The organism is Candidatus Eisenbacteria bacterium, from assembly GCA_030017955.1.
Classification (GTDB): Bacteria; Eisenbacteria; RBG-16-71-46; order JASEGR01; family JASEGR01; genus JASEGR01.
The window spans coordinates 1-19,537 of sequence record JASEGR010000005.1 but is presented as its reverse complement, the minus strand read 5'-3'; the positions used below and the strand labels follow the sequence as shown (position 1 = coordinate 19,537).

The following is a 19,537-nucleotide window of genomic DNA, read 5'->3' as shown; positions in this document are numbered from 1 at the left end:
CCGGAAGTCTAAGTCAATTGAGATTTCACATGCCCTTAGGACTGCTCAACGGCCGATAACACTGATTCTCCAAGCGGGCCCAATGGCGCGGATGAAAGGGACAAACAGAATACATCTGTCGGGGATGCCCGTTGACGGGCTGGCAGGTGGGGCTCCCGGCAAAAGCCGGGTAATTGCGAGAAAAAGGCCCTCAGACTGCTCCGGCAACACAGCCGTTCTCCAGCTCAAGCCTCTCCGGAGCGAGGGAACCGGCAATCCTGATTGGCGGGGCCGACGAGAATTGAACTCGCGACCTCCGGCTTGACAGGCCGGCGTTCTAACCAGGCTGAACTACGACCCCGCCAGGAATTGGCAAGGAAATTCTCTCTGCATCAAGAAATTATCACAGCCAGGACCGCCCGTCAATGCCCAAGGGTGTCAACGGGCTGCAGGGCCGGACGTGCTTCGAAAAAGCCCGGGTGCTCTGGGACGGCACACTAGGCGGCGATTGAAACCGGGAGCTGCCCCTTTGCGGCCGATTTTCCCAAAACTACGTCCCTCAGCGAATGAAGCGACAGCTTTTCAAATCCATAGGTGAGGATAACGGTCCAGTTCTTCGGGAAAGAGCCCGCATCGTATGGATTCACCAGAGAGACAGAGGTAACGTTCGTGCGCGACGCCGAAACATCGCTCAAGATCTTCAGCTCGCTTGAAGAAATTGGTTTTCGTCCTGCAGTGAACAAAAGCGTCATCCGATTCGAGAAGCTCCTCGGGCTGGATTCCCGGGAGATGACATTGCATCGGAAACCTGCTTCTCTGAGACCGGCCAGAGCGGGTTGAGTCACGGAATCTTCTCCCGGTCTTTCGAGAAGCCACGAATCCGCATCCGCGAGGTCTTTTTCGAGTTCCAGGTTTCTCATTGGATCTCTGAGGACAGTGATTGACGATGAATGAATGTCCCGGAGAGCGTCCTCAACCTCATTGGAAAAGAAATCATCACCGGAGAGTCCCTCGGCAAGGACAATCTTCTCACGGGACGCGGCTTTTCTTTGCCTGAGGATTGAAGCCTTTCCTTTCGCCTTGGCAATCCTTACGCAGGAAGCCTCTATCCGCTCTTCCTTGATCCTCCCGGACCGGACCGAATCAAGGAGAAAATCGAAAACACGCTTGAGCTTAGGTCCGCTCTCTGCGAAAAGAAGGATGTCACACCCCGCATCGATTGCCCTCAAAGATGCTTCTTCCTCGGATAGGCCGGCCAGCGCCTTCATCTCCATGGCATCAGTGATTACAATTTTCTCAAATCCGAGTTTCTGCCTGAGCTGCCCCTGGACCACGTTTTTTGAAAGGGTTGACGCAATTTTCTCCCTGTCAAGGGATGGGCAGTGAATATGTCCCACCATTATTCCATCCACGCCTTTGCCTATGCACTCTCTGAATGGAAGCAGCGCCCCGTCCAATGACTCCCTCTCCGGGACTGCCGGAAGGCCAAGATGAGAGTCGGTTTCTGATGAGCCGTGCCCGGGAAAGTGTTTCGCAACCGAAAGCACGCCGCCGTCTTCCAGTCCCCTTATGAATTCGGTTCCCAATTCAAGAGCCACTGAAGGGCGATCTCCAAATGACCTCACGCCAATGACCGGGTTCATTGGATTCACATTCACATCAAGAACGGGGGAGAGATTCATGTTGAATCCCAGCGCGGAAAGCCTTCCTCCTGTTATGAACGCCGAAAGATAGGCGGCATTCTTCGACCCTGTTGCGGATACAGCCATCTGGGAAGGCGGCCAGGAGCAGACCTGCCTCAGAGGGGAGATAATTCCCCCTTCCTGATCACAGGTTATGAAAGGAAAGGGCCTGCCGTGCTTTTCCTTCGCGAGAAAATTGACCAACGGCCCGAGAGAGGAGCTGGACTTCAAGTTCCTCTCAAAAAGAATGTAGCCGCCTGGGTGAATCGTTTCCTTGAGGAGATTAATCTCTGCTTCTGTCCCGTCGCCTATGCCAACGAGGAACATCTGCCCGAGCTTCTCGTCAAGGGAGAGTTCAGAGTATCTCAATTCCATCTGCGACCCGACGCAGCCCCTCTAGCAGAAGCGATCAGTACACCCGCCTGAGAGTTATTCCGTGGTAGTAGTGTTTCAAAATATCGGTGAAGGCGTAGCCTGCCCGCGCCATCCCCATCGCACCCCACTGGCACATTCCGACTCCGTGGCCGTTTCCCCCTCCGTTCATGACGATTTCTTTTACTCTTCCATTGCTCTTAACGGTTCCTATCTTGAAGAACGTACTTCGCAGAATTGACGAGTGAAGGCTGGGCCTTCTTATCACGAGTCTGATTCTGTCTCCCGAAAGAACGAGGCTGCCTTCGGTCGTTCTTATGAGCAGTTTACTGACCCTGCCTGATTTTGTTCTTTCTCTCACTTCCAGGTCACAGAGCTCCCCGATCTTTGTCCTTGACCTCTCAGGAAAATACTGAGGATAGAACGCATCGAGAATCGCCTCAAACTCCTCCCCTGACCAAACTTCCTGCCACCTGAAATGAGGTGAATCTCCGCAAAACGCCTTTCTGTGGCCTCTGCCCCGGTCCTTCACGCTCCTCAGGTAGGGGATCTTTGACTGATTCCATACCTCATCCGGAGATGATGTCCTTCCTCCGCAGGTAGAAGAGTAATTCGCCCGTATGGGTTCTCCGTGATAAGCGGCAACGACGCCATTAGTTTCCTCAATTGAGCGGTTCGAGAGGGGTTTCTCCCCAAGGACACCCGAATAAACCTGGTCCTGGACTGTTGGAAGGACGTCAAATCCTGAATCAGAGTAGTGCCCCTTCCTTGAAAGAGCATAGGTCCTTGCTGCCACTGCCTGAGCCTTCACAGCTTCGAGCAGGTCCTGGGAAGAGCTGGGCATTTCATTTGGAACGACGCCCCTCAGGTACTCTTCAATGCTCAATTCATTGACGAATGTCAGTCCGTCCGGCGATGAAATCACTCTCAAGTCTCCCCGGTAGGGCTTTCCCTCAAGCTTCAGGAATTCATCTCGGGATTCGCATTTTATGAAGAGCGTGCCACTTGCCCGGAATACTTCTTTTCCGTCCAGAAGGACACTGATGCCTCTTCTCCTGGCAGCCACCTTGAAGTGTGCATCTTCGTCAAGCAAGAGGTCTCTTCCAGAGCTGCCTGAAAGAAACCTGACCTTCCCTCCTGATGATACGGAAGCGCCGGGCACCTTGACCAGAAGCCCGACCTTTATCACCTGGAGCTTTGGACGCCGCGCCGGTTCACGAACCGCCGGGGCACAGCCTTGAAGGAAACATCCAATAGCGGGAAGCAGACAGCATATTGAAGCTATGATGGCCCAGCCTTTCTTCTTCACCTTCTTCCTCCCGGGATGATTTTGCCGAGTATAACACCGTGCGCTGCACCGGTCGCGCCGGGAATATTTCCGGCGTTGCCGGAAACCGTCTCGCTTGCCAGGACGGCAAACGCGAGGGCCTCCTTGGAGTCGCCTGAGAAACCGAATTCCTCAAGTCTTCTGAGTCTTGCTGGCGAAACCGATTCTTCCAGCATCCCCATAAGGGTGACATTGCGAGAACCGCCGCCGCTTACGATGACCTCATCTATCCTTCCGTGGGGCACGATGAAATCGCTGAATGCTCTGCCGATGGAGACGGCGGTGATTGCCGTTGCGGTCCTCACGGCAGCGTTGATGTCCTCTACCGTTTTCCGCGCTCTTTCAACAAATGACCCGGCGTAATGTAGCCCAAACATTTCCCTGCCGGAAGATTTTGGAGGATCTGCCTTGAAGAAGGGCTCCGACAAGCAGTCGTTGAGAAGTTCTTCTATGACTTTCCCCTTTCCCGCCATCCTTCCATCCCTGTCGAATGTCTCCTTGCTGTCCGTAAGAATGGAGACTACGCCGTCAATGACCATGTTCCCGGGTCCCGTGTCAAAGGCAACAACGTCGTCCAGGCCGCCATTTGCGGTCAGGATCGTCACGTTGGCAATGCCGCCTATATTCAGAAGAACTCTCGATATCTCAGGCGATCTGAAAAGCAGATAATCAACGTAAGGAACCAGCGGAGCCCCCTGCCCGCCGGCAGCGACATCTCTTGTCCTGAAGTCAGCTACCGTGAGGATTCCTGTCCTCTCTGCGATAACACAAGGCTCTCCTATCTGAAGAGTCGACGAAAGCGAAGAGCCATGTTTCCCTTCACCCCGGGACTCTTCACCTCTCCCCTTTCCTGGTGCATGATAGACTGTCTGGCCGTGCGAACCGATCACATCTATCTCCGAGAGCCTGATACCTGCTTTCTCTGCTGCATCGACTGAGGTCCGGGCAAACAGCTCTCCAAGAAGGAAGTTTGCCTCACTCAAGAGTTGGACACTGGCAGTACCGGGCTCAGCCAGAGCAAGCAGTCTATCTCTCACTTTTCTCTCATATGGGACAAAAAGGCCGGCCAATTCCCTGACCTTGATGCGCTCACCCGCTCCCTGAATCTCGACCACCGAGGCATCAATTCCGTCCAAAGAGGTTCCCGACATCAGGCCGATAGCCAGCTTGACGTCTTTGCCCGACACGCGTTGAATCTCATCCAGCACCGTAATCGTCTTCTTCTTCATCTTCCGTACCCCTCAATCATTCCGGCTATTATCTGCCTCTGGAATGCCAGGAACACAAGAAAGACTGGCAGAGCCGAGATGGTTGAGCCTGCCATCAGATGTCCCCAATCCACTGCATGTTCTCCTTGCGAGTAAAGCGCAAGACCGACGGGGAGGGTTCGCATGTTTTCGCTGTTCGTAAGAATGAGAGGATAGATAAACGAGTTCCAGTTCACCAGGAAGCTGTTGATTGCCACGATTCCGAGCGCCGGCTTGAGCAGGGGAAATACTACCCTGAAGAAGATGCCGTAATCCGATGCGCCGTCCACGCGGGCCGCTTCCTCAAGCTCCTCGGGAAGAGAGTTCACATACTGAGATATGAAGAAGACGCTGAATGCATCGACAAGAAAAGGAAGAATAAGCGCCGAGTAAGTGTCTATCATGCGAAGCTTTGACATGAGTATGTACACTGGTATCATAGTTATCTGCTTCGGGATCATCAGGGTGCCCAGAACGGTTGCAAGCACGATTCTCTTTCCCATGAACCTCTTCCTGGCAATTGCATATCCTGCCATCGTTGCGAGAATGACGTTGCCGAGGACAACCCAGACTGCCACCCACACGCTGTTGACGATGTACCTTCCGAACGGTCCGCTTTTCAGGCAATCCACGTAATTCCTGAATGTAATCTCTGATGGAAAAAGGTCGCCCGGATTGGAGATGATAGATCCTTCTTCCCTCACGGACGCGACAAACATCCAGTAGAAAGGGAAAACCGTGGACAAGAGGAAGAGAAGAAGGAGAATAAATCCGGTAGTCTTCAGAGAAACTCCCGGGCCGGCCATCAGTCGATCTTCCCCATCCTGAGATACTTCATCTGGGCGATCGAGAACACGAGTATTATCATGAAAAGAATATAGGCCACTGCGCTCGCGTATCCCATGTTGAATCTGTAGAATGCTTCATCATAGAGGTAATAGACCGTTGTCAGCGTGCTTTTCAGAGGTCCGCCCCTTGTCATCACAAAGATTTCAATGAAAACCTGAAACGACCTGATCCCATTGATGACAATGATGAAGAGGAGCACGGGCTTGACAAGCGGAAGCGTGATGGAAACGTGTTTCCTGAACCATCCTGCCCCTTCGAGGCTTGCCGACTCAAAAACTTCTTTGGAGATTGACTGGATCCCCGCGAGAAAAATGACCACGTAGTAGCCGACACTGCTCCAGATATCCATGAGCATTATTGATGGAAGTGCGGTCCTGGGATTTTCAAGCCAGCTCACTTCATGAAACCCCAGGTTCCTCAGCAAAATGTTGACATATCCTGATGGGGAATACAGTTGCTTGAAAATCATTGCTATGACCACCATCGACACCACGGTCGGGACGAAGAAACCTGCCCTGAAAGTTCCCCTGAACGGGATCTTCTCTGTCAGAAGTGCGGCAATGAAGAAAGACAGAACCGTCGTAACCGGAATCGTTCCGAGAACGAAAATCAACGTGACTTTGAGAGAAGTCCAGAATGCCGGGTTTCTGAACGCATTGAGATAATTGGAGAGGCCGATGAACGAAGGCGGATGCCCTTGAAGCGGGTCAAAAGACGTCAGGCTCAGGAAGAAGGAATAAACAATGGGATAGGCACTGAAGACAAGGAAGCTGAGAATCCACGGAGAGAGAAAAACAATTGTCGAGGCCTTAGAACCTCTCAATACATTCCTCTGAACGTCCTCAATTTGGGTGAGCTACCTTGAATCCGGTTTCGTCAGCAGCTGCTCTATCTTCGTGCCGGCAGTCCTAAGCGCTTCGTCCGGTGTCTTTCTTCCGTGAAGCGCCTCTTCCACGGCATCTTCGACTACGCCTTCGATTTCGAGCCAGTTCGGGATGTTGGGGGTTGAAACCGCATACTTGAGCTGCTCTGCAAACACACCCTCAAGCGGATTCTTCACGAAGTACTCGTCGGTGTCAATCCCTGCGACGGCCGGCTGAACACTGTGCTCCGACTTTGAGATTGCCAGAGCGTTCTTCTTTCTTGCAAGGAAACAGGCAAGTCTCAGCGCATCATCCTTCTTCTTGGAAGACTCAAACACCGCGAGAATCTCACCTCCCGCGAATGATGCGTGGGTTCCCTTTTCAATTCCCGGCTTCGGCACAATCGAAACGCCGAAACGCAGGTTCGGGGCTTCAGCTGGTATCGTCTTGAGATTCCAGGCCCCGGAAAGAATGAGCCCCACCCGTCCCTCCTTGAAGAGTCTATCCAGAACCTCCTGTCTTTCGACAACCGAGCAGCGCTTGAGCGAGACATAAAATTTCAAAGCTTCCACATTCTCTCTGGAATAGAGCCTGGAGTGCTTCAGGTCGGAGGTGAGAACATTCCCGCCGTTTCCCCAGGCGAAAGGCATGAATTTCTTGAAGAGAACATATCTCTCTCCGGAATTCAGGCCGAAGCCATAGATACCTTCTGCCGGGTCATGGATCTTCTTGGCGATCTCAACAAGCTCCTGCCAGGTCTCGGGCCCGCGAGTGCTGTCGAGACCCGCCTTCGCAAGAAGAGTCTTGTTGAAGAAGATCGCCCTTGTCCCGACGAGCCAGGGTATCCCGTAGATCTTTCCGTCATATGTGACAAGCTCCCAGTTGGTCAGTTTATCCCGGAGTGAATCGACATCAGAGCCGACTTCATGAAGTGAACCGCTTGAGGCGAACCTTGGAAAGAATGTTGAGCCCAGCTCACAGAGGTCGGGAGCGGTGCCCGATGCAACTGCCGCGAGGATCTTTTCAAGACCGTTTTGCCAGGTTATCTGCTGCATCTCGACCTTGATGCCGGGATTTTCCCTTTCGAATTCCCGTATCAGAGGCTCCATGAGACTGCTCTGCCAGAACTCCCAGAAGACAAGCTTGTCCCCGGTCTTTTTCCCGCCGCATCCTTCAAACGAAATGCCGGCCGCCAAGGCGATTAGACCGACACAAAGAAACAATGCGGGGAGACTTTCTACTCGCCTTCGATTGCCCACCTAACAAGTCCCCCTTTTTTCTTCAGTCTCTTCATCGCGTCTCTGTAAGGAAGCGATGTCTTCTTCATCACAATTGCGGCCTTCACATTGCCCTTCGCCTGTTTGAGGAGTCTTGATGAGGTATCGTAGTCAGCTCCGGTCAAGGTCATGATGACGCGCTTTCCCCTCTCTCTAAGTTTTCTGCTGGTCGATCCCAGATCCACCATCATGTTCTCATAGACCTTTCCGAGGAGAATCATTGATGTCGTCGTAATCATGTTAAGAATCATTTTCTGAGCCGTCCCTGCTTTCATCCTGGTAGATCCCATTATTACTTCAGGTCCCACGAGAGGGCATATGGCAACATCAACTGAAACGTCATCCTTGAGCTTGGGGTTCGCCGTGACGAAGACTGTCCTGGCGCCTCGTTCCTTTGCCCTTTCAAGGGCGGCTCTGGCAAACGGCGTCCTCCGGCTTGCCGCTATCCCGACCACCGTGTCCCTTGGACCGACCTTCCTCCTGTCCATCTCCGCCCTTGCCGCAGCCTCATCGTCCTCTGCACCTTCCTTGGATTTCACAAGAGCGCGGTAGCCTCCTGCGATCACTCCTTGCACCATTTCCGGAGCCGTCCCGAATGTTGGAGGACATTCAGCGGCATCAAGCACTCCGAGCCTGCCGCTTGTTCCCGCACCAACATAGATGAGCCTTCCGCCTTTGGACAGTGAATCAACGACGAGCTTGACCGCTTTCTCTATTCGAGGGATTTCTTTCTTTACAGCGGGGGCTACTCTCCCGTCTTGAGAGTTTATGATCTCAAGAATTTCCCGCGGACTCTTCTTGTCTATGTCCGTAGTCCGCGGGTTTCTCTCCTCCGTAATCAATCTTGAGATTTCGTCAAACACCTCTCTATCGCTTTTCGTCAACATCACCTCACAATGACCGCTTTTCTTGTTTCAACATCGTTCCCGACTTTGACAAGAAGAATGTATTGTCCCGACGGAACCCTCCTTCCTTTTTCGTCAGTCCCATCCCACAGAAAAACATGATCGCCCGTGCCAAGCGCTTTGTTCGCAAATCTTCTTACGACTCTTCCTCCCACGTCAAATAGGAAAAGCTGGGCGTCCGACGGACCGGCCTGTATCGTGACCCTGACGCGAATCTCACCCCTGGAAGGGTTCGGGAATGAGCTAACAGAAAGAACCCTCGGAATCATGGCAAACGGAACTCCTGTCGTTGAGCTGTCAGGAGCTGCCAGATGAGAAACCAGCGAAATCAGAAACCTTGCCGCTTTGAAATGCAGCGACGTGTTGAGGTTCTCGAACACGTCGGTTGGTGAATGAAGATGCGGATTTGACTGGAAGTTTCTTTCAATTGCAAGAATTGCAGGATAGCCATGGTCCCAGAAAGTTGAGTGATCGCTGTATATGAAAGTCGAGTCTGCTTTCAACACAACCGGAAGTTCGGGGGCGTACATGGAGCTCACAAGCGTGCAGGTCTCAAGGAGCCAGGGGTCTCTCGGATGCCCGAACACGGTGAGGGAATCGTTTCCCCAGGCAAGCATGTCCATGTTGACAACGGCAACGATAGTGTCTTCTCCCGAAAGTGACATTGCATATGCGCTGCTTCCCTTCATCCACTGTTCTTCGCCGGAGAAGAGTATGAACCGCACACTATTCCTGAAGCGGTAGCTCTTCATGACTCTTGCAAGCTCCATGACGGCGCTTGTTCCTGATGAGTTGTCATCGGCGCCCGGAGCAAGACTCATGGGTTGATTGGAATATGAATCGTAGTGTGCCGTCACAAGTACGATTTTTCCTGGATTCGTGACTCCATCAAGCCCGGCACACACATTTCTCCACGATTCCGGGAGAAGGTTGCCGCTTGGTGCCCAGTTTCTACCGCCGTCATCGGTCATGAGGAAGATTCCTGCGCCGGCAACCCATCCCGTGAGGGAGTCCCTGAACGAGACAGAGTTGAGATAATCATTGACCCCGCTGTATTGAGTCACCCAATTCAGTCCACCGTCCGAAGTGGCATAGATGTCTCCTTTTCCGCCGGCAAGCCATCCTCTCAGGTGGTCAATGAAATCTATCGACGCAAACCACCGGGAGCCCCCTAAGCTCCTGGGAGTCCAGGTCTCTCCACCGTTTATCGTCGAGAGAACGATCCCGGACGACCCGCACGCCCATCCCCGAAGTGAGTCAGCGAAGTCAACCGACATCAAGTAGTCTGATGTCCCGGAAGATTGAACGCTCCAGCTCTTCCCGCCGTTCTTGGTGGATACAATCCGACCCATATCTCCAACTGCCCACCCATGCAGCGAATCAGCAAAACAGATATCCCTTACGATTCCAGCCACCCAAACAGAGACCTGCCAGGTAAGACCTGCGTCAGTGCTTTTGAGAATCAGGCCGCCATCTCCTCCCGCCCAGAAAGTCTTGCGCCCGTCAAAACTGAGGGCCATGATTGAATAGCCGTAGGGAGTGTATGCCTTCTGCCACGAAATCCCGCCATCAAAGCTCGTGAAAATCTTGCCGGAATAGCCGCCTACAAGGACGGTATCACTGGAAGTTGTGAGTGCGGCAAAGAGGTCATCTGATGAGAAGGCGGGTGGACGGCGGAATGAGTTACCGGCGTCCCGGGAATAGAACACCCTGCCGGCCTGGCCTGAAGTAACAACTCTTCCCTCAGGATCTGCAGAGACGGCATTCAGCTCCAGCCCCATGTAGCTGTGAAACTGCACCGGATATCCCCAGCCCGTCAGTCTGGCTGCGATGAACTCCGCCGCAAGTGAGCAGCCACGCGCATAGGAATATCGTGTTTTCAGGGTTTCCGGATCAGAGCCGACGAAGACCGGCACTTCTCCTGACAGACTCCTTACGTGTGATGTGAGCTCGGAAGAAGATACTTCCTGGACCATCCTCTCAACGAGAGGATCTTGAGCGAGCAGTGAAGATCCCCACAGGGGGAGAAAAACTGTCAAGAAGAAAGCAAGAAATAGGAAGCGCTTTCGCATGGAAAAGTGTTCTCGCAGATACCATAAGTAATTTAGCCAAATTCCGCCCAGGGGTCAAGGGAAAGGCCTACCCTAACTCGAATCGCAGTATTACGGATCCGAGCCGGATTACATCACCGTCTTTGAGTGCTGCCCGGCCGGCAAGCCGTTCGCCGTTCACAAATGTGCCGTTACTGCTTTCGAGGTCCTCCAGGTAGAACTTTCCGTCAGCGAAGGTGATCTTTGCGTGTTTTTTCGAGACTGCCTCCTCTGGAAAGACAATATCGTTGGAGGCATCTCTCCCGACGTAGCTTACTCTGTTGGCTATCTGCCAGGTTGTCTGCCCGGAAGTCCTGTTGGCGGGCATGAGCTTGGCCGGCGGTATTTCGGTGAAGTGAAGCTTGGCGCCACATTCGGCGCAGAAGAAGCTTCCCTCCCTGTTCTCGCGGCTGCAGAATGAACAGAGAAGCAGAGTCATTTCTTGCCTCCTGACGCCGCCAGTTCTTCCTTGGCCTTTTCGATCATTTCTCTTGCTTGAGTGTTGCCCGGGTTGTCTTTCAACGAGTCTTCCCAGCTTCGTATTGCATCCTCCAGCTTGCCCCGTCTGTAGTATATGTGGCCGAGCTTGTAGTGGACATCTGAAGGGGTTGAGACCTTTCTTGTCATTTCCATCCCGGCCGTCAAGAATCCAGCCCCTTCAAGTCTCTTTCCGCATTTTGTGCAGAACTTGTCGTCGGGCTCGCATCCCGAGAAGTTACAGTTTGCGCACAGTCTCATATTCTTGTTTCCAGACCTCCGGCAATTTCCTCAAAACAGCTCTCAAGGGCCCTGACCACTTTGGGGTCAAACTGGGCGCCGCTGTTCCTTTGTATTTCCCTCATTGCCTCTTGTGGAGTCATGGCCTTCCTGTAAGGCCGGTTTGAAGTCATGGCATCGAATGCATCAGCAACAAGCAATATCCTGGCCTCAATGGGGATTGCCTCTCCTCTGAGTCGGCTGGGATATCCTTTGCCGTCATATCTCTCGTGATGAAGCCTTATAGCCGGCAGAATGGAGCCAAGTAGATTTATGGGCTTCACGATGCTTTCACCCAACACGGGATGAAGATTCATTTGGAGCACCTCGTCGTGTGTGAGCTTACCTTTCTTCCCTATTATGGACTCGCCGATGCCAATCTTTCCCACATCGTGTATTAGACCTGCTCTGTGGAGACCTTCCAAGCTTGTTCCCTTGAGTCCGAGCTTCCTTCCAAGGACTACGGCATACCATGCCACCCTCTGACTGTGCCCCTCTGTATAAGAGTCCTTTGCTTCCAGTGCCGTGATGAGGGAGATCATCACGCCGACGACTATCTTCTCAAGATTCTTGTAGAGTTTCGCGTTCTCAATCGCAATTGAAGCCTGAGTCGCAAAGGCCAAGAGAAAGACCTTGGCCGACTCTTTGAATGTTTCTCGTTCGTATGAGTTGAGGACCAGGAGCCCGTAGCCTTGCCGGCCCATTTCCATCACAACTCCGGAGCGGGCCTCAGGAATGAGACGGAACGAGCCAACTGCTTCTCCGGCACGTTCAAAGTCCCCAACAATCAAGACCTCGCCTCCGACTTCCCCGATTTTTCCCTTTCTGCCGACGAGCCCTTTCTCAATGCCCCTTTCAGCTACAATTTCGTACTCTCCGTTTCCGCATCCGACCATGAAACACGCAACATCGTACTTTACGAGGTCCTCGACCTTCGCCATGAGAACATTCATAAGAACATCCAGCCGAAGCTCAGAACTCAGGACCTTCCCGACTTCGCCGAGTCTGACCAACTCCCCAACCCTGTGCTCCAACTCCACTATCTTGGTCCGCAGCTCGGCATACGCGACGTCTGTCTCCTCCTTGGAGACCTGCACTACTTGAGCCAGTTCCTGGTATGCGCCTTCGAGCTCGTCCATCAGCGCGAGGTTCTCCTCCCGAAGACGGAGTACCTCCGGGTCAATTGTCGTCCTCATCCTCCCAGAACCTCCTCAAAGGCCTTCTCACTCCCGACTGTGGAAAGGATTCTGTCAACCTCTGCCGCGCTCTCTTTCGCCTTCAGATTTGAGAATATCTCGAGTGCCCGCCCCAGAAGCTCTCTTGCCCCTTTTGCATCTCCCTTTGTCCCAAGCATTGAACCGTACTCCCTGAGGACCTCGGCAAGCTGGAGCTGGCTCCCGCAGCCTTCGTTTGCAACTATGCTTTCGCGGAAGAGATTCTCCGCCTCATCATAGAGTTTCTGCTTGGTCTTTATGATTCCCATCACGCGGTAACCATCGCCGATGCCGAGCCTGTCGTCCCTTCTTGCAAACACGGCGAGCGCGCGTTCGCAGAGTTCGATCGCCTTGTCAAGTTGACCCTCTCTTGCACAGACTTCCCCAAGAGCAAGTGAAGTGATTGATTCCAGCGCCGCATCCCTCATCTGCCGAGAGGCTTCCAGGCTTTTCTTGTAGAAACTGCTCGCCTCGTTCCAGTTCCTCAACTCGGCGTAGGTCATCCCTATGTTGTGGAACGTTTGTGCCTCACCAAACCTGTCTGCTGCGAACCTGTAGTTCTCGAGACTTCTCCCGTAGTACCATATAGCCTTCTCCCTATCCCCCAACACATTCATCGTCGCACCCAGGTTGTTGCATGCCCTCGCGACCAGCTTCGCGTCAGACAATGCCTCTCCTATCTCGAGCGCTCTCGTGTAGAGTGAGAGCGTGGCATCCAGATCCCCATTTTCAAACTCGACATTTCCCTTGCTGAGACATATATTTGCAATGTCCAGACGGTTTCCCTCCTTCTCAAGGATTCGAAGGGCTTCGTCATACAGCACTCTTGCTCCTTCCCAGTTTCTTCTGTAGAACTCAACGTCTCCGATGAGCTTGGTAAAATAGCAGTAGTTAGTCTTATCATCAAAAGCCGAGCTCAGATCCCGCGCTTGCTCGTAGGCGTCAAGGGCTCTCTCCCACTCACCCAGAACTGTACAGACACTCCCGATTTGCCTCCTCAGTTTGAGTTCATTTTGAAGTTCTTCTTTCGTCTCGATATTCCTTTTCCGAATCGCCAGAGCTCTTCCGTAGTAGTTGAGTGCTTCTTCATAAGCAAATACCTCTTGCGCTTTTTCGGCCGCCTTCTCAAGATAGGGAAGAGCCTTTTCGTAGTCCCCGCCTTTGTAGAAGTGATCTGCGAGCTCAAAGGAGACCGGCGTGGGGTCGGACCTGTATTTTTCCTCCAGCCAGCTGCCTATCATCAGATGATACTCACTCCTGAGCTCCTCGGAGATCGAGTTGTAGAATCCTTCCCAGATGAGCGGATGGTCGAAGGTGTAGGACTTCCCGTCGAACCGGATAATCTGATGCGATCTCTCGAGGTTCTGCAGGCGCCTGAGGAGCTCAATCCTATCCATCTTTAGTATTGCGGCAACCACGTCTGAGCTGAAAAACTTGCCTTGCACCGAACCGCACTCAAGAACTGACCTCTCTGCCGGATCAAGCCTCATCACTCTTCGTTCAACTGCGTCCTTGATCTTTGGAGGCATCCCAACGTCCCTTGGCGCCTTCGTGCACTGCCAGACTCCGTTGACGAGTTTCAGTATTCCCTCTTCCTTCATGGCTTTGAGCACCTCGACAAGGAAAAGCGGGTTCCCCATGGTCTGCACATAAAGGAGATCCCTGAAATCGTCGGTGAATCTCACGTTCTTGAGAAGTTCTCTTATCATTTCGAAGGACTGCTCGCGGCTCAATCTCTGAAGCTCGATCTTTTCATAGAGTCCTTCAACGTTCATTCTCTGAAGAGTCTGAATCAGCGGATGGATCTTCTCACCCTCTTCCTCACCTAGATCCTCCGGCCTGAAGGCAGCAACAATGAGAACTCTGGATTTCCTCGTATTCCTTGAAATGTAATGAAAGAGCTGAAGCGAAGAGGCGTCTATCCACTGAAGGTCATCGAGAAAGATGGCTGTCGGGGCAAGCTCCGCTGTTCTTTCAATCAACTCTGATATGGCATCGAATATCCTTTCCTTACCGCCCTGGACATCTGGTATCCATGAATCGTAGCGGAGAATCCCGGATGTCTTCGATCTTACAACTGTGCCAAGGAATGGAACGAAAATTCTGAGCTCCGGTATCTCCTCCCGGATGTAGTTCTTTATCCTTTCTCTGTCTTCCGGTTTTCCGGCGCCGGTCTCCCTCTCGAAATACCCTCTTATTGCAGAGATGAACGGAAAATAAGGCGCAGCCGTTTCGCGGTACAAGCAGCTTCCTTCGAGGATTGCAAACCCTTTGCACAGTGCCAGAGATTGAATCTCTTCAAGAAGGCGGCTCTTTCCGACTCCCGCCTCGCCCGAGACGACTACCGTGCGCCCTTCTTTCAGCACAGCCCTCTCCAAAGCTTCCGAAAGCAGCTTGGACTCCTGCTCCCTGCCCACCAGATGACATTGAAATTGCTTTTTTCCTCTGGCTCTGGCTGATGTGAGAACGGGATGGGATCGTTCGCTCGACTTCATGTTCTGGTCCTGAATGGCTCTCTTGAAATCTGCGACTGTCTTGTGGCGCAGCTCCGGGTCTTTCTCCAGTGCTTTCATCACTGCGCCTTCAATTCTCCCGGGAATGTCGCATCCCAGTTCGCTTGGGTGCGGGGGACAGTCATTAAGTTTTCTGTGGATGAGTGCGACAACGTTGTCAGCTTCAAAAGGCGGCCGGCCGGTAAGGAGCTCATACATTACCACCCCCAGAGAGTAGATATCGCTCCTTTGATCGGCCGGCCTACCTGTGCATTGCTCAGGGGACATATAGGTTGCTGTTCCAACGACTTCTTGGGTTTCCGTCGAACTCTGTCCCGTGAATTTTGCTATGCCGAAGTCCATCACCTTGGCTATCCCATTTTCGCCTATCACGACGTTGTCAGGCTTCAGGTCTCTGTGGAGGATCCCCTGATTGTGTGCCGCTTCTACTGCGTCAAAAATCTGGCACATTATCTGGACTGCTGTCTCAATTTCGAGCGAGCCGCCGCTTTTCTTCATGAACTTCCTCAGGCTGACCCCCTCAACGTACTCCATGGATATGAAAGGAATATCACCGTCGGTGTTCACCTCATGTACTGTTACGACATTCGGAGAACTCAGCCTTGCAGCGGCCCGGGCCTCTCTCAGGAATCTGTCTATTTGTCCCGTGCCCTCGCCGCGAATGGATTTGAGGACTTTTATTGCAACGATTCTTTCCAGGTCAGGGTCCATAGCCTTGAAGACGGTGCCCATTCCGCCCTTTCCGATTTCTTCGATGATCTCGTAGCGGCCAATTCTCCTGCCCGGCACAATCATCCCTGCCTCGCCCGGAAACTGCTGGGCATTGCACGATGTCTTCTTTTCTTCTCTAAACCCTTCCATGACCTCCCTGCTTTCGGTGCTGCGTCTCAATGCTCAGGCAGAAGCAGCATTCCTTGCTCAATTCCTGCCCTCGAAGAAAGAGGGCAGGCAGGCGGACAATCAGACTTCGTGCCGGCTGCCGGGCAAGTTCGCCGCTTTCGCAAGAATTTCTCTGACATCGTTCACCTGGAACGGTTTGTTCATAACGAGATCTACCTTGCTTGCTCTTGTCTTCTCGACATCAAGTCGAACTGCCCATCCGGTGACCAGTATTACTATTGTTTCCGGCTTTAGATTCTTGATCTCCCTTGTAAGTTCCCACCCGGACATTCCAGGCATTCCAAGATCGGTGAGGACTATCTCGTAATCTTTCCTGCCGATAAGCGCCAGCGCCTCGCTGCCTGACTGGGCCACATCGACCGTATGTCCGAAAGAAACAACTATATCTCTGAGAACGTCCCTGATCTGTTCCTCATCATCCACAACCAGTGCCCGGAGGCCAGGGGCCTGTTGAACGTCTGCCGTGTCCTCCACCTTCTGGGAAACCCCTTCGACGATAGGAAGTTCGATTCTGAAGGTCGTGCCCTTGCCTTCTTCGGTTTCAACCTCAATCTTTCCTTTGTGCCGGGCTATGATCCCATAAGACACGCTGAGGCCGAGTCCGTTTCCCTTTACGCCCTTAGTCGTGAAGAATGGTTCAAAGATCCTGGACTGGACTTCTTTAGGCATGCCTTTCCCGGTGTCCGACACCGAAACATGAATCCTTAAATCATCCGCACAACTCCGTACGGTTATCTTCCCTCCCTCCGGCATCGCATCGACTGCGTTCATCACTATATTGGTAAGCACTTCCCTGAGTTCAGACGGATTTCCGGCAGTCTTCGGGACACTGCCCAGTTCAGCGGCCACGCTGATTGTCTTTCCGGAAAGAGTTTGGGCATCTCTCCATCTCGATCTGGTCATTTCAATTGAATCCCGAATCACTTCATTTATGTCCACGCAGGTGAAGTCTTCATCCGTCCTCGTTCGCGTGAAGTTTTGAATCCTTCTTATGGTTTCAGCGCCGTCAATGGCGGCCTTTTCGACAAGTTGGAGTCCCTTTGTAAGAGTCTCATCGTTTGTCTTGGTCTTCAAGAGTTGGACCCGTGCCAGTATCGAGCCGAGCACATTGTTGAAATCGTGCGCAACTCCGGCAGCCATCTCGCCCAATGCCTTGAGCCTTTCGGAGCCGATGAGCTGTTCCTGAGTCGTCTTCAAGGTCTCGAACGAATGAATCAAGTTCTCTATGAGCCGTGATTTCTCAATTGACATAGCTGCCTGATTGGAAATGTTTATCAGAAATCTGAGGTTGTCCTCGGTGAATTCCCGGTCGCCAGTTCTTCCAAGAGTCATCACGCCGACGACCCTGCCCTTGACAGAGAGAGGTGCCGAGAGCAGCGATTCCGGCTCGGGATCCGTTCCAGGTACTATCTTGCTGCGCGGATCAATTTCGGCATGGTTCACCCTTTGAGGAATCCCCGTCTTTGCAACCCAGCCCGTTATTCCTTCACCTACTTTGAGAGTTATCTTCATGATGGCATCTGATTCGGGACCGACGGCAACGATTGGGGTAAGCTGATCCATCTCCTGATTGAGGAGAAATATGGTGCAGTTCTGGGCACTGAGCAACTCACTTGCCTTTGCCGCCAGCAGGGAGAGAAGGCTCTTGGTGTCTGAGGTTGAAAGGACGGCTGCGCTCGTCTCAAGAAGCGCAGAGAGCTCCTCGGCGCTCTTCTGAGCCCGCGAGTAATACATCGCATTCTGAAGAGCAACGGAGACCTGGTCTCCGAGTGCAGCGAGGAGTTTCAACTCGCTCTCGCTGAAAGCTCTCTCGCGTGATTCCCTGCCCACGAGGAGGGCCCCAAGTGCCTTGCCTCTGGATCGAATCGGGACGCACAGAAGACTCTCAATCCCCTCATTCTCGAAGAATTCTCGCTCTTCCCTTGGGAGTTTCTTGATGTCGGAGAAGATTTCCCCTTCTCCCGTGAGGACGACTTTCCCGATTATCCCCTCGCCGACTCTGTACCGGAGCTTTCTTTTTGACCTTTCGGAGAAGCCTGTTGAGCGCTCCAGTACCAGCTCTGCTTTTTCTTCCTCCAATAGGAAGAGCGCACTCTTCCTGGCTTCGCCCAGCTCCTTTGCTTCCTCGGTGACGAGATCAAGCAGAGTCTCAAACTGAATCGTTGAAGCTACTGTCTTGCTTGTTCTGTAAAGTGCTTCAAGTTCCCTGACTTTCCTGGCCATTTTGTCGTGCAGCTTCGCATTTTCAATAGCAACGCTGGCAAGATTGGCAAGGATTTCGAGCTCCGTGAGCACTTCCTTGGAGGGAATTCTCCCGTCAACAGGGGAATCCGGAAATATGCAGCCGACTATCTCCTGTTTCCCGTTCACAAGCGTAAGCAGGAGAATGTCGGCGGGATGCCAGAGATCCTCTCGGACTCTATCAGACGTAGACAAGTTCTCATCCGGGACGATGAATTCGTCCCTGTCGACGCCTGCCTCACACGGAACAAAGTAGGTGAGCGTTCCCAGCTTCCATCTCTCTTCCAGGCACTTCATCAGCAGCTGCTTTGGAATTCCAGTGCCCACCAGCTTGCCTTGAGTCTCCGGCGAGTATCCTCTGACTGCACGGCGCACCAGAAACCCGCCTTCCGGTTCAAGAAGTCCGATTGCACCTCGCTCGAATCCAAAATCGTTGCAGAGAATCATCAGCAGATTGTCGAGGACAGAATCAAGATTCAGGTTCGAAAGAAGGCTTCCCGTGATTTCCCATATCTTTGAAAGCCTCTCACTTTTTTGCATGAGCACGGAGGCCTGCTCCGAGAGTGAGTCGAAGAGCCGTGCGTTCTCCACTGCGATTGATGCCTGAGTTGCAAACGCAGATAGCGACACCCTGTCAGATTCCTTGAATCTATGCGGCTCGCGCCTGTTCAGGACAAGGAGACCGTAGTCCCCGCGCCCCATGGTCATCACGACTCCCGAACGGGCCTCGGGAACAAGCCGGAATTCATCAACCAGCTCTTCGACGCAGTCAAAATCTCCTACTACCAGAACCTCACCTTCAAAACTCTTCACCCTCACTCTTCTCCCAACCAAATCCTCTCCTGAGCCTCGTTGAACCGTAATCTCGTATTCATCGCCTCTGCAAAACCGCATGAAACAGCCGGTATCATAGCCAACCATCTCCGCGACCTTCACCAGCAGGACTTCTATCAGGACATCCAACTTGAGCTCGCTGCTGAGGACCTTCCCGATTTCGCCCAATCTGACAAGCCACCCGAGTTTTTCTCGTAGCTCAGCATATGCGACATCGGTCTCGTCTTGTGAGAGCTCGAGCATTTCGGCGAGCTCCTTGTAGGCGTTCTCAAGCTCATCCATCAAGGCTTGCTTTTCCTCCCGAAGGAGTACTACCTCCTCCTGAAGCTTGTCCGTCCCTCTGATGGCGAGGACCTCAGTTCGATTCTCTTTTCCAGATGCAGGCATGTCCTATTCTCCTCTGCCGGTTGGCCCGGCTAGTGTCGTGTCCCGAAAGTTCCTTGTCTATGTCTTTGCCCCCGCGACACGACACTTTCATAGGGGCTTGT

The 19,537-nt window shown here is 52.8% G+C and carries 13 protein-coding genes and 1 tRNA gene; all 14 read right to left on the bottom strand.

The window, feature by feature from the left end; all coding sequences use genetic code 11:
• Positions 1-262 precede the first annotated feature (262 nt).
• Positions 263-340, bottom strand: a tRNA-Asp gene (locus QME66_01400).
• A gap of 136 nt (positions 341-476) precedes the next feature.
• A complete protein-coding gene (locus tag QME66_01395; GenBank protein ID MDI6807621.1) occupies positions 477-2,030 on the bottom strand; it encodes a glycoside hydrolase family 3 protein in 1,554 nt (517 codons plus the stop codon).
• 40 nt (positions 2,031-2,070) lie between these two features.
• On the bottom strand, positions 2,071-3,342 hold the full coding sequence (locus QME66_01390) for a SpoIID/LytB domain-containing protein (protein ID MDI6807620.1): 1,272 nt from the start codon (positions 3,340-3,342) through the stop codon (positions 2,071-2,073).
• Positions 3,339-4,589: an anhydro-N-acetylmuramic acid kinase gene (locus tag QME66_01385; GenBank protein MDI6807619.1), complete on the bottom strand. Its 1,251-nt coding sequence runs from the start codon at positions 4,587-4,589 to the stop codon at positions 3,339-3,341. The genes QME66_01390 and QME66_01385 overlap by 4 nt, the downstream gene beginning before the upstream one ends.
• A complete protein-coding gene (locus QME66_01380; protein MDI6807618.1) occupies positions 4,586-5,413 on the bottom strand; it encodes a carbohydrate ABC transporter permease in 828 nt (275 codons plus the stop codon). The genes QME66_01385 and QME66_01380 overlap by 4 nt, the downstream gene beginning before the upstream one ends.
• Positions 5,413-6,279: a sugar ABC transporter permease gene (locus tag QME66_01375; protein MDI6807617.1), complete on the bottom strand. Its 867-nt coding sequence runs from the start codon at positions 6,277-6,279 to the stop codon at positions 5,413-5,415. The genes QME66_01380 and QME66_01375 overlap by 1 nt, the downstream gene beginning before the upstream one ends.
• Before the next feature lie 33 nt (positions 6,280-6,312).
• Complete coding sequence (locus QME66_01370; GenBank protein ID MDI6807616.1) at positions 6,313-7,578, bottom strand: extracellular solute-binding protein; 1,266 nt, start codon at positions 7,576-7,578, stop codon at positions 6,313-6,315.
• Positions 7,557-8,480, bottom strand: a complete 924-nt coding sequence (gene murQ, locus QME66_01365; protein ID MDI6807615.1) for an N-acetylmuramic acid 6-phosphate etherase — start codon at positions 8,478-8,480, stop codon at positions 7,557-7,559. The genes QME66_01370 and murQ overlap by 22 nt, the downstream gene beginning before the upstream one ends.
• A gap of 2 nt (positions 8,481-8,482) precedes the next feature.
• Positions 8,483-10,573 (bottom strand): M28 family peptidase, encoded by a 2,091-nt coding sequence (locus QME66_01360; protein ID MDI6807614.1) that lies wholly within the window; start codon positions 10,571-10,573, stop codon positions 8,483-8,485.
• A 67-nt stretch (positions 10,574-10,640) separates the two neighbouring features.
• Positions 10,641-11,030: an FHA domain-containing protein gene (locus QME66_01355; GenBank protein MDI6807613.1), complete on the bottom strand. Its 390-nt coding sequence runs from the start codon at positions 11,028-11,030 to the stop codon at positions 10,641-10,643.
• On the bottom strand, positions 11,027-11,329 hold the full coding sequence (locus QME66_01350; protein ID MDI6807612.1) for a tetratricopeptide repeat protein: 303 nt from the start codon (positions 11,327-11,329) through the stop codon (positions 11,027-11,029). Before QME66_01350 ends, QME66_01355 begins: the two co-directional genes overlap by 4 nt.
• Positions 11,326-12,543: an HD domain-containing protein gene (locus QME66_01345; protein ID MDI6807611.1), complete on the bottom strand. Its 1,218-nt coding sequence runs from the start codon at positions 12,541-12,543 to the stop codon at positions 11,326-11,328. Before QME66_01345 ends, QME66_01350 begins: the two co-directional genes overlap by 4 nt.
• Positions 12,540-15,935 (bottom strand): tetratricopeptide repeat protein, encoded by a 3,396-nt coding sequence (locus tag QME66_01340; GenBank protein MDI6807610.1) that lies wholly within the window; start codon positions 15,933-15,935, stop codon positions 12,540-12,542. Before QME66_01340 ends, QME66_01345 begins: the two co-directional genes overlap by 4 nt.
• Positions 15,936-16,034: 99 nt before the next feature.
• Positions 16,035-19,436 (bottom strand): GAF domain-containing protein, encoded by a 3,402-nt coding sequence (locus QME66_01335; GenBank protein MDI6807609.1) that lies wholly within the window; start codon positions 19,434-19,436, stop codon positions 16,035-16,037.
• Positions 19,437-19,537: the final 101 nt, after the last annotated feature.

Coding starts and splice junctions, on each gene's coding strand:
- QME66_01345 (MDI6807611.1), bottom strand. CDS start 12,543: ATGAGGACGACAATTGACCCGGAGGTACTCCGTCTTCGGGAGGAGAAC.
- QME66_01380 (MDI6807618.1), bottom strand. CDS start 5,413: ATGGCCGGCCCGGGAGTTTCTCTGAAGACTACCGGATTTATTCTCCTT.
- QME66_01340 (MDI6807610.1), bottom strand. CDS start 15,935: ATGGAAGGGTTTAGAGAAGAAAAGAAGACATCGTGCAATGCCCAGCAG.
- QME66_01385 (MDI6807619.1), bottom strand. CDS start 4,589: ATGAAGAAGAAGACGATTACGGTGCTGGATGAGATTCAACGCGTGTCG.
- QME66_01350 (MDI6807612.1), bottom strand. CDS start 11,329: ATGAGACTGTGCGCAAACTGTAACTTCTCGGGATGCGAGCCCGACGAC.
- QME66_01355 (MDI6807613.1), bottom strand. CDS start 11,030: ATGACTCTGCTTCTCTGTTCATTCTGCAGCCGCGAGAACAGGGAGGGA.
- QME66_01360 (MDI6807614.1), bottom strand. CDS start 10,573: ATGCGAAAGCGCTTCCTATTTCTTGCTTTCTTCTTGACAGTTTTTCTC.
- QME66_01335 (MDI6807609.1), bottom strand. CDS start 19,436: ATGCCTGCATCTGGAAAAGAGAATCGAACTGAGGTCCTCGCCATCAGA.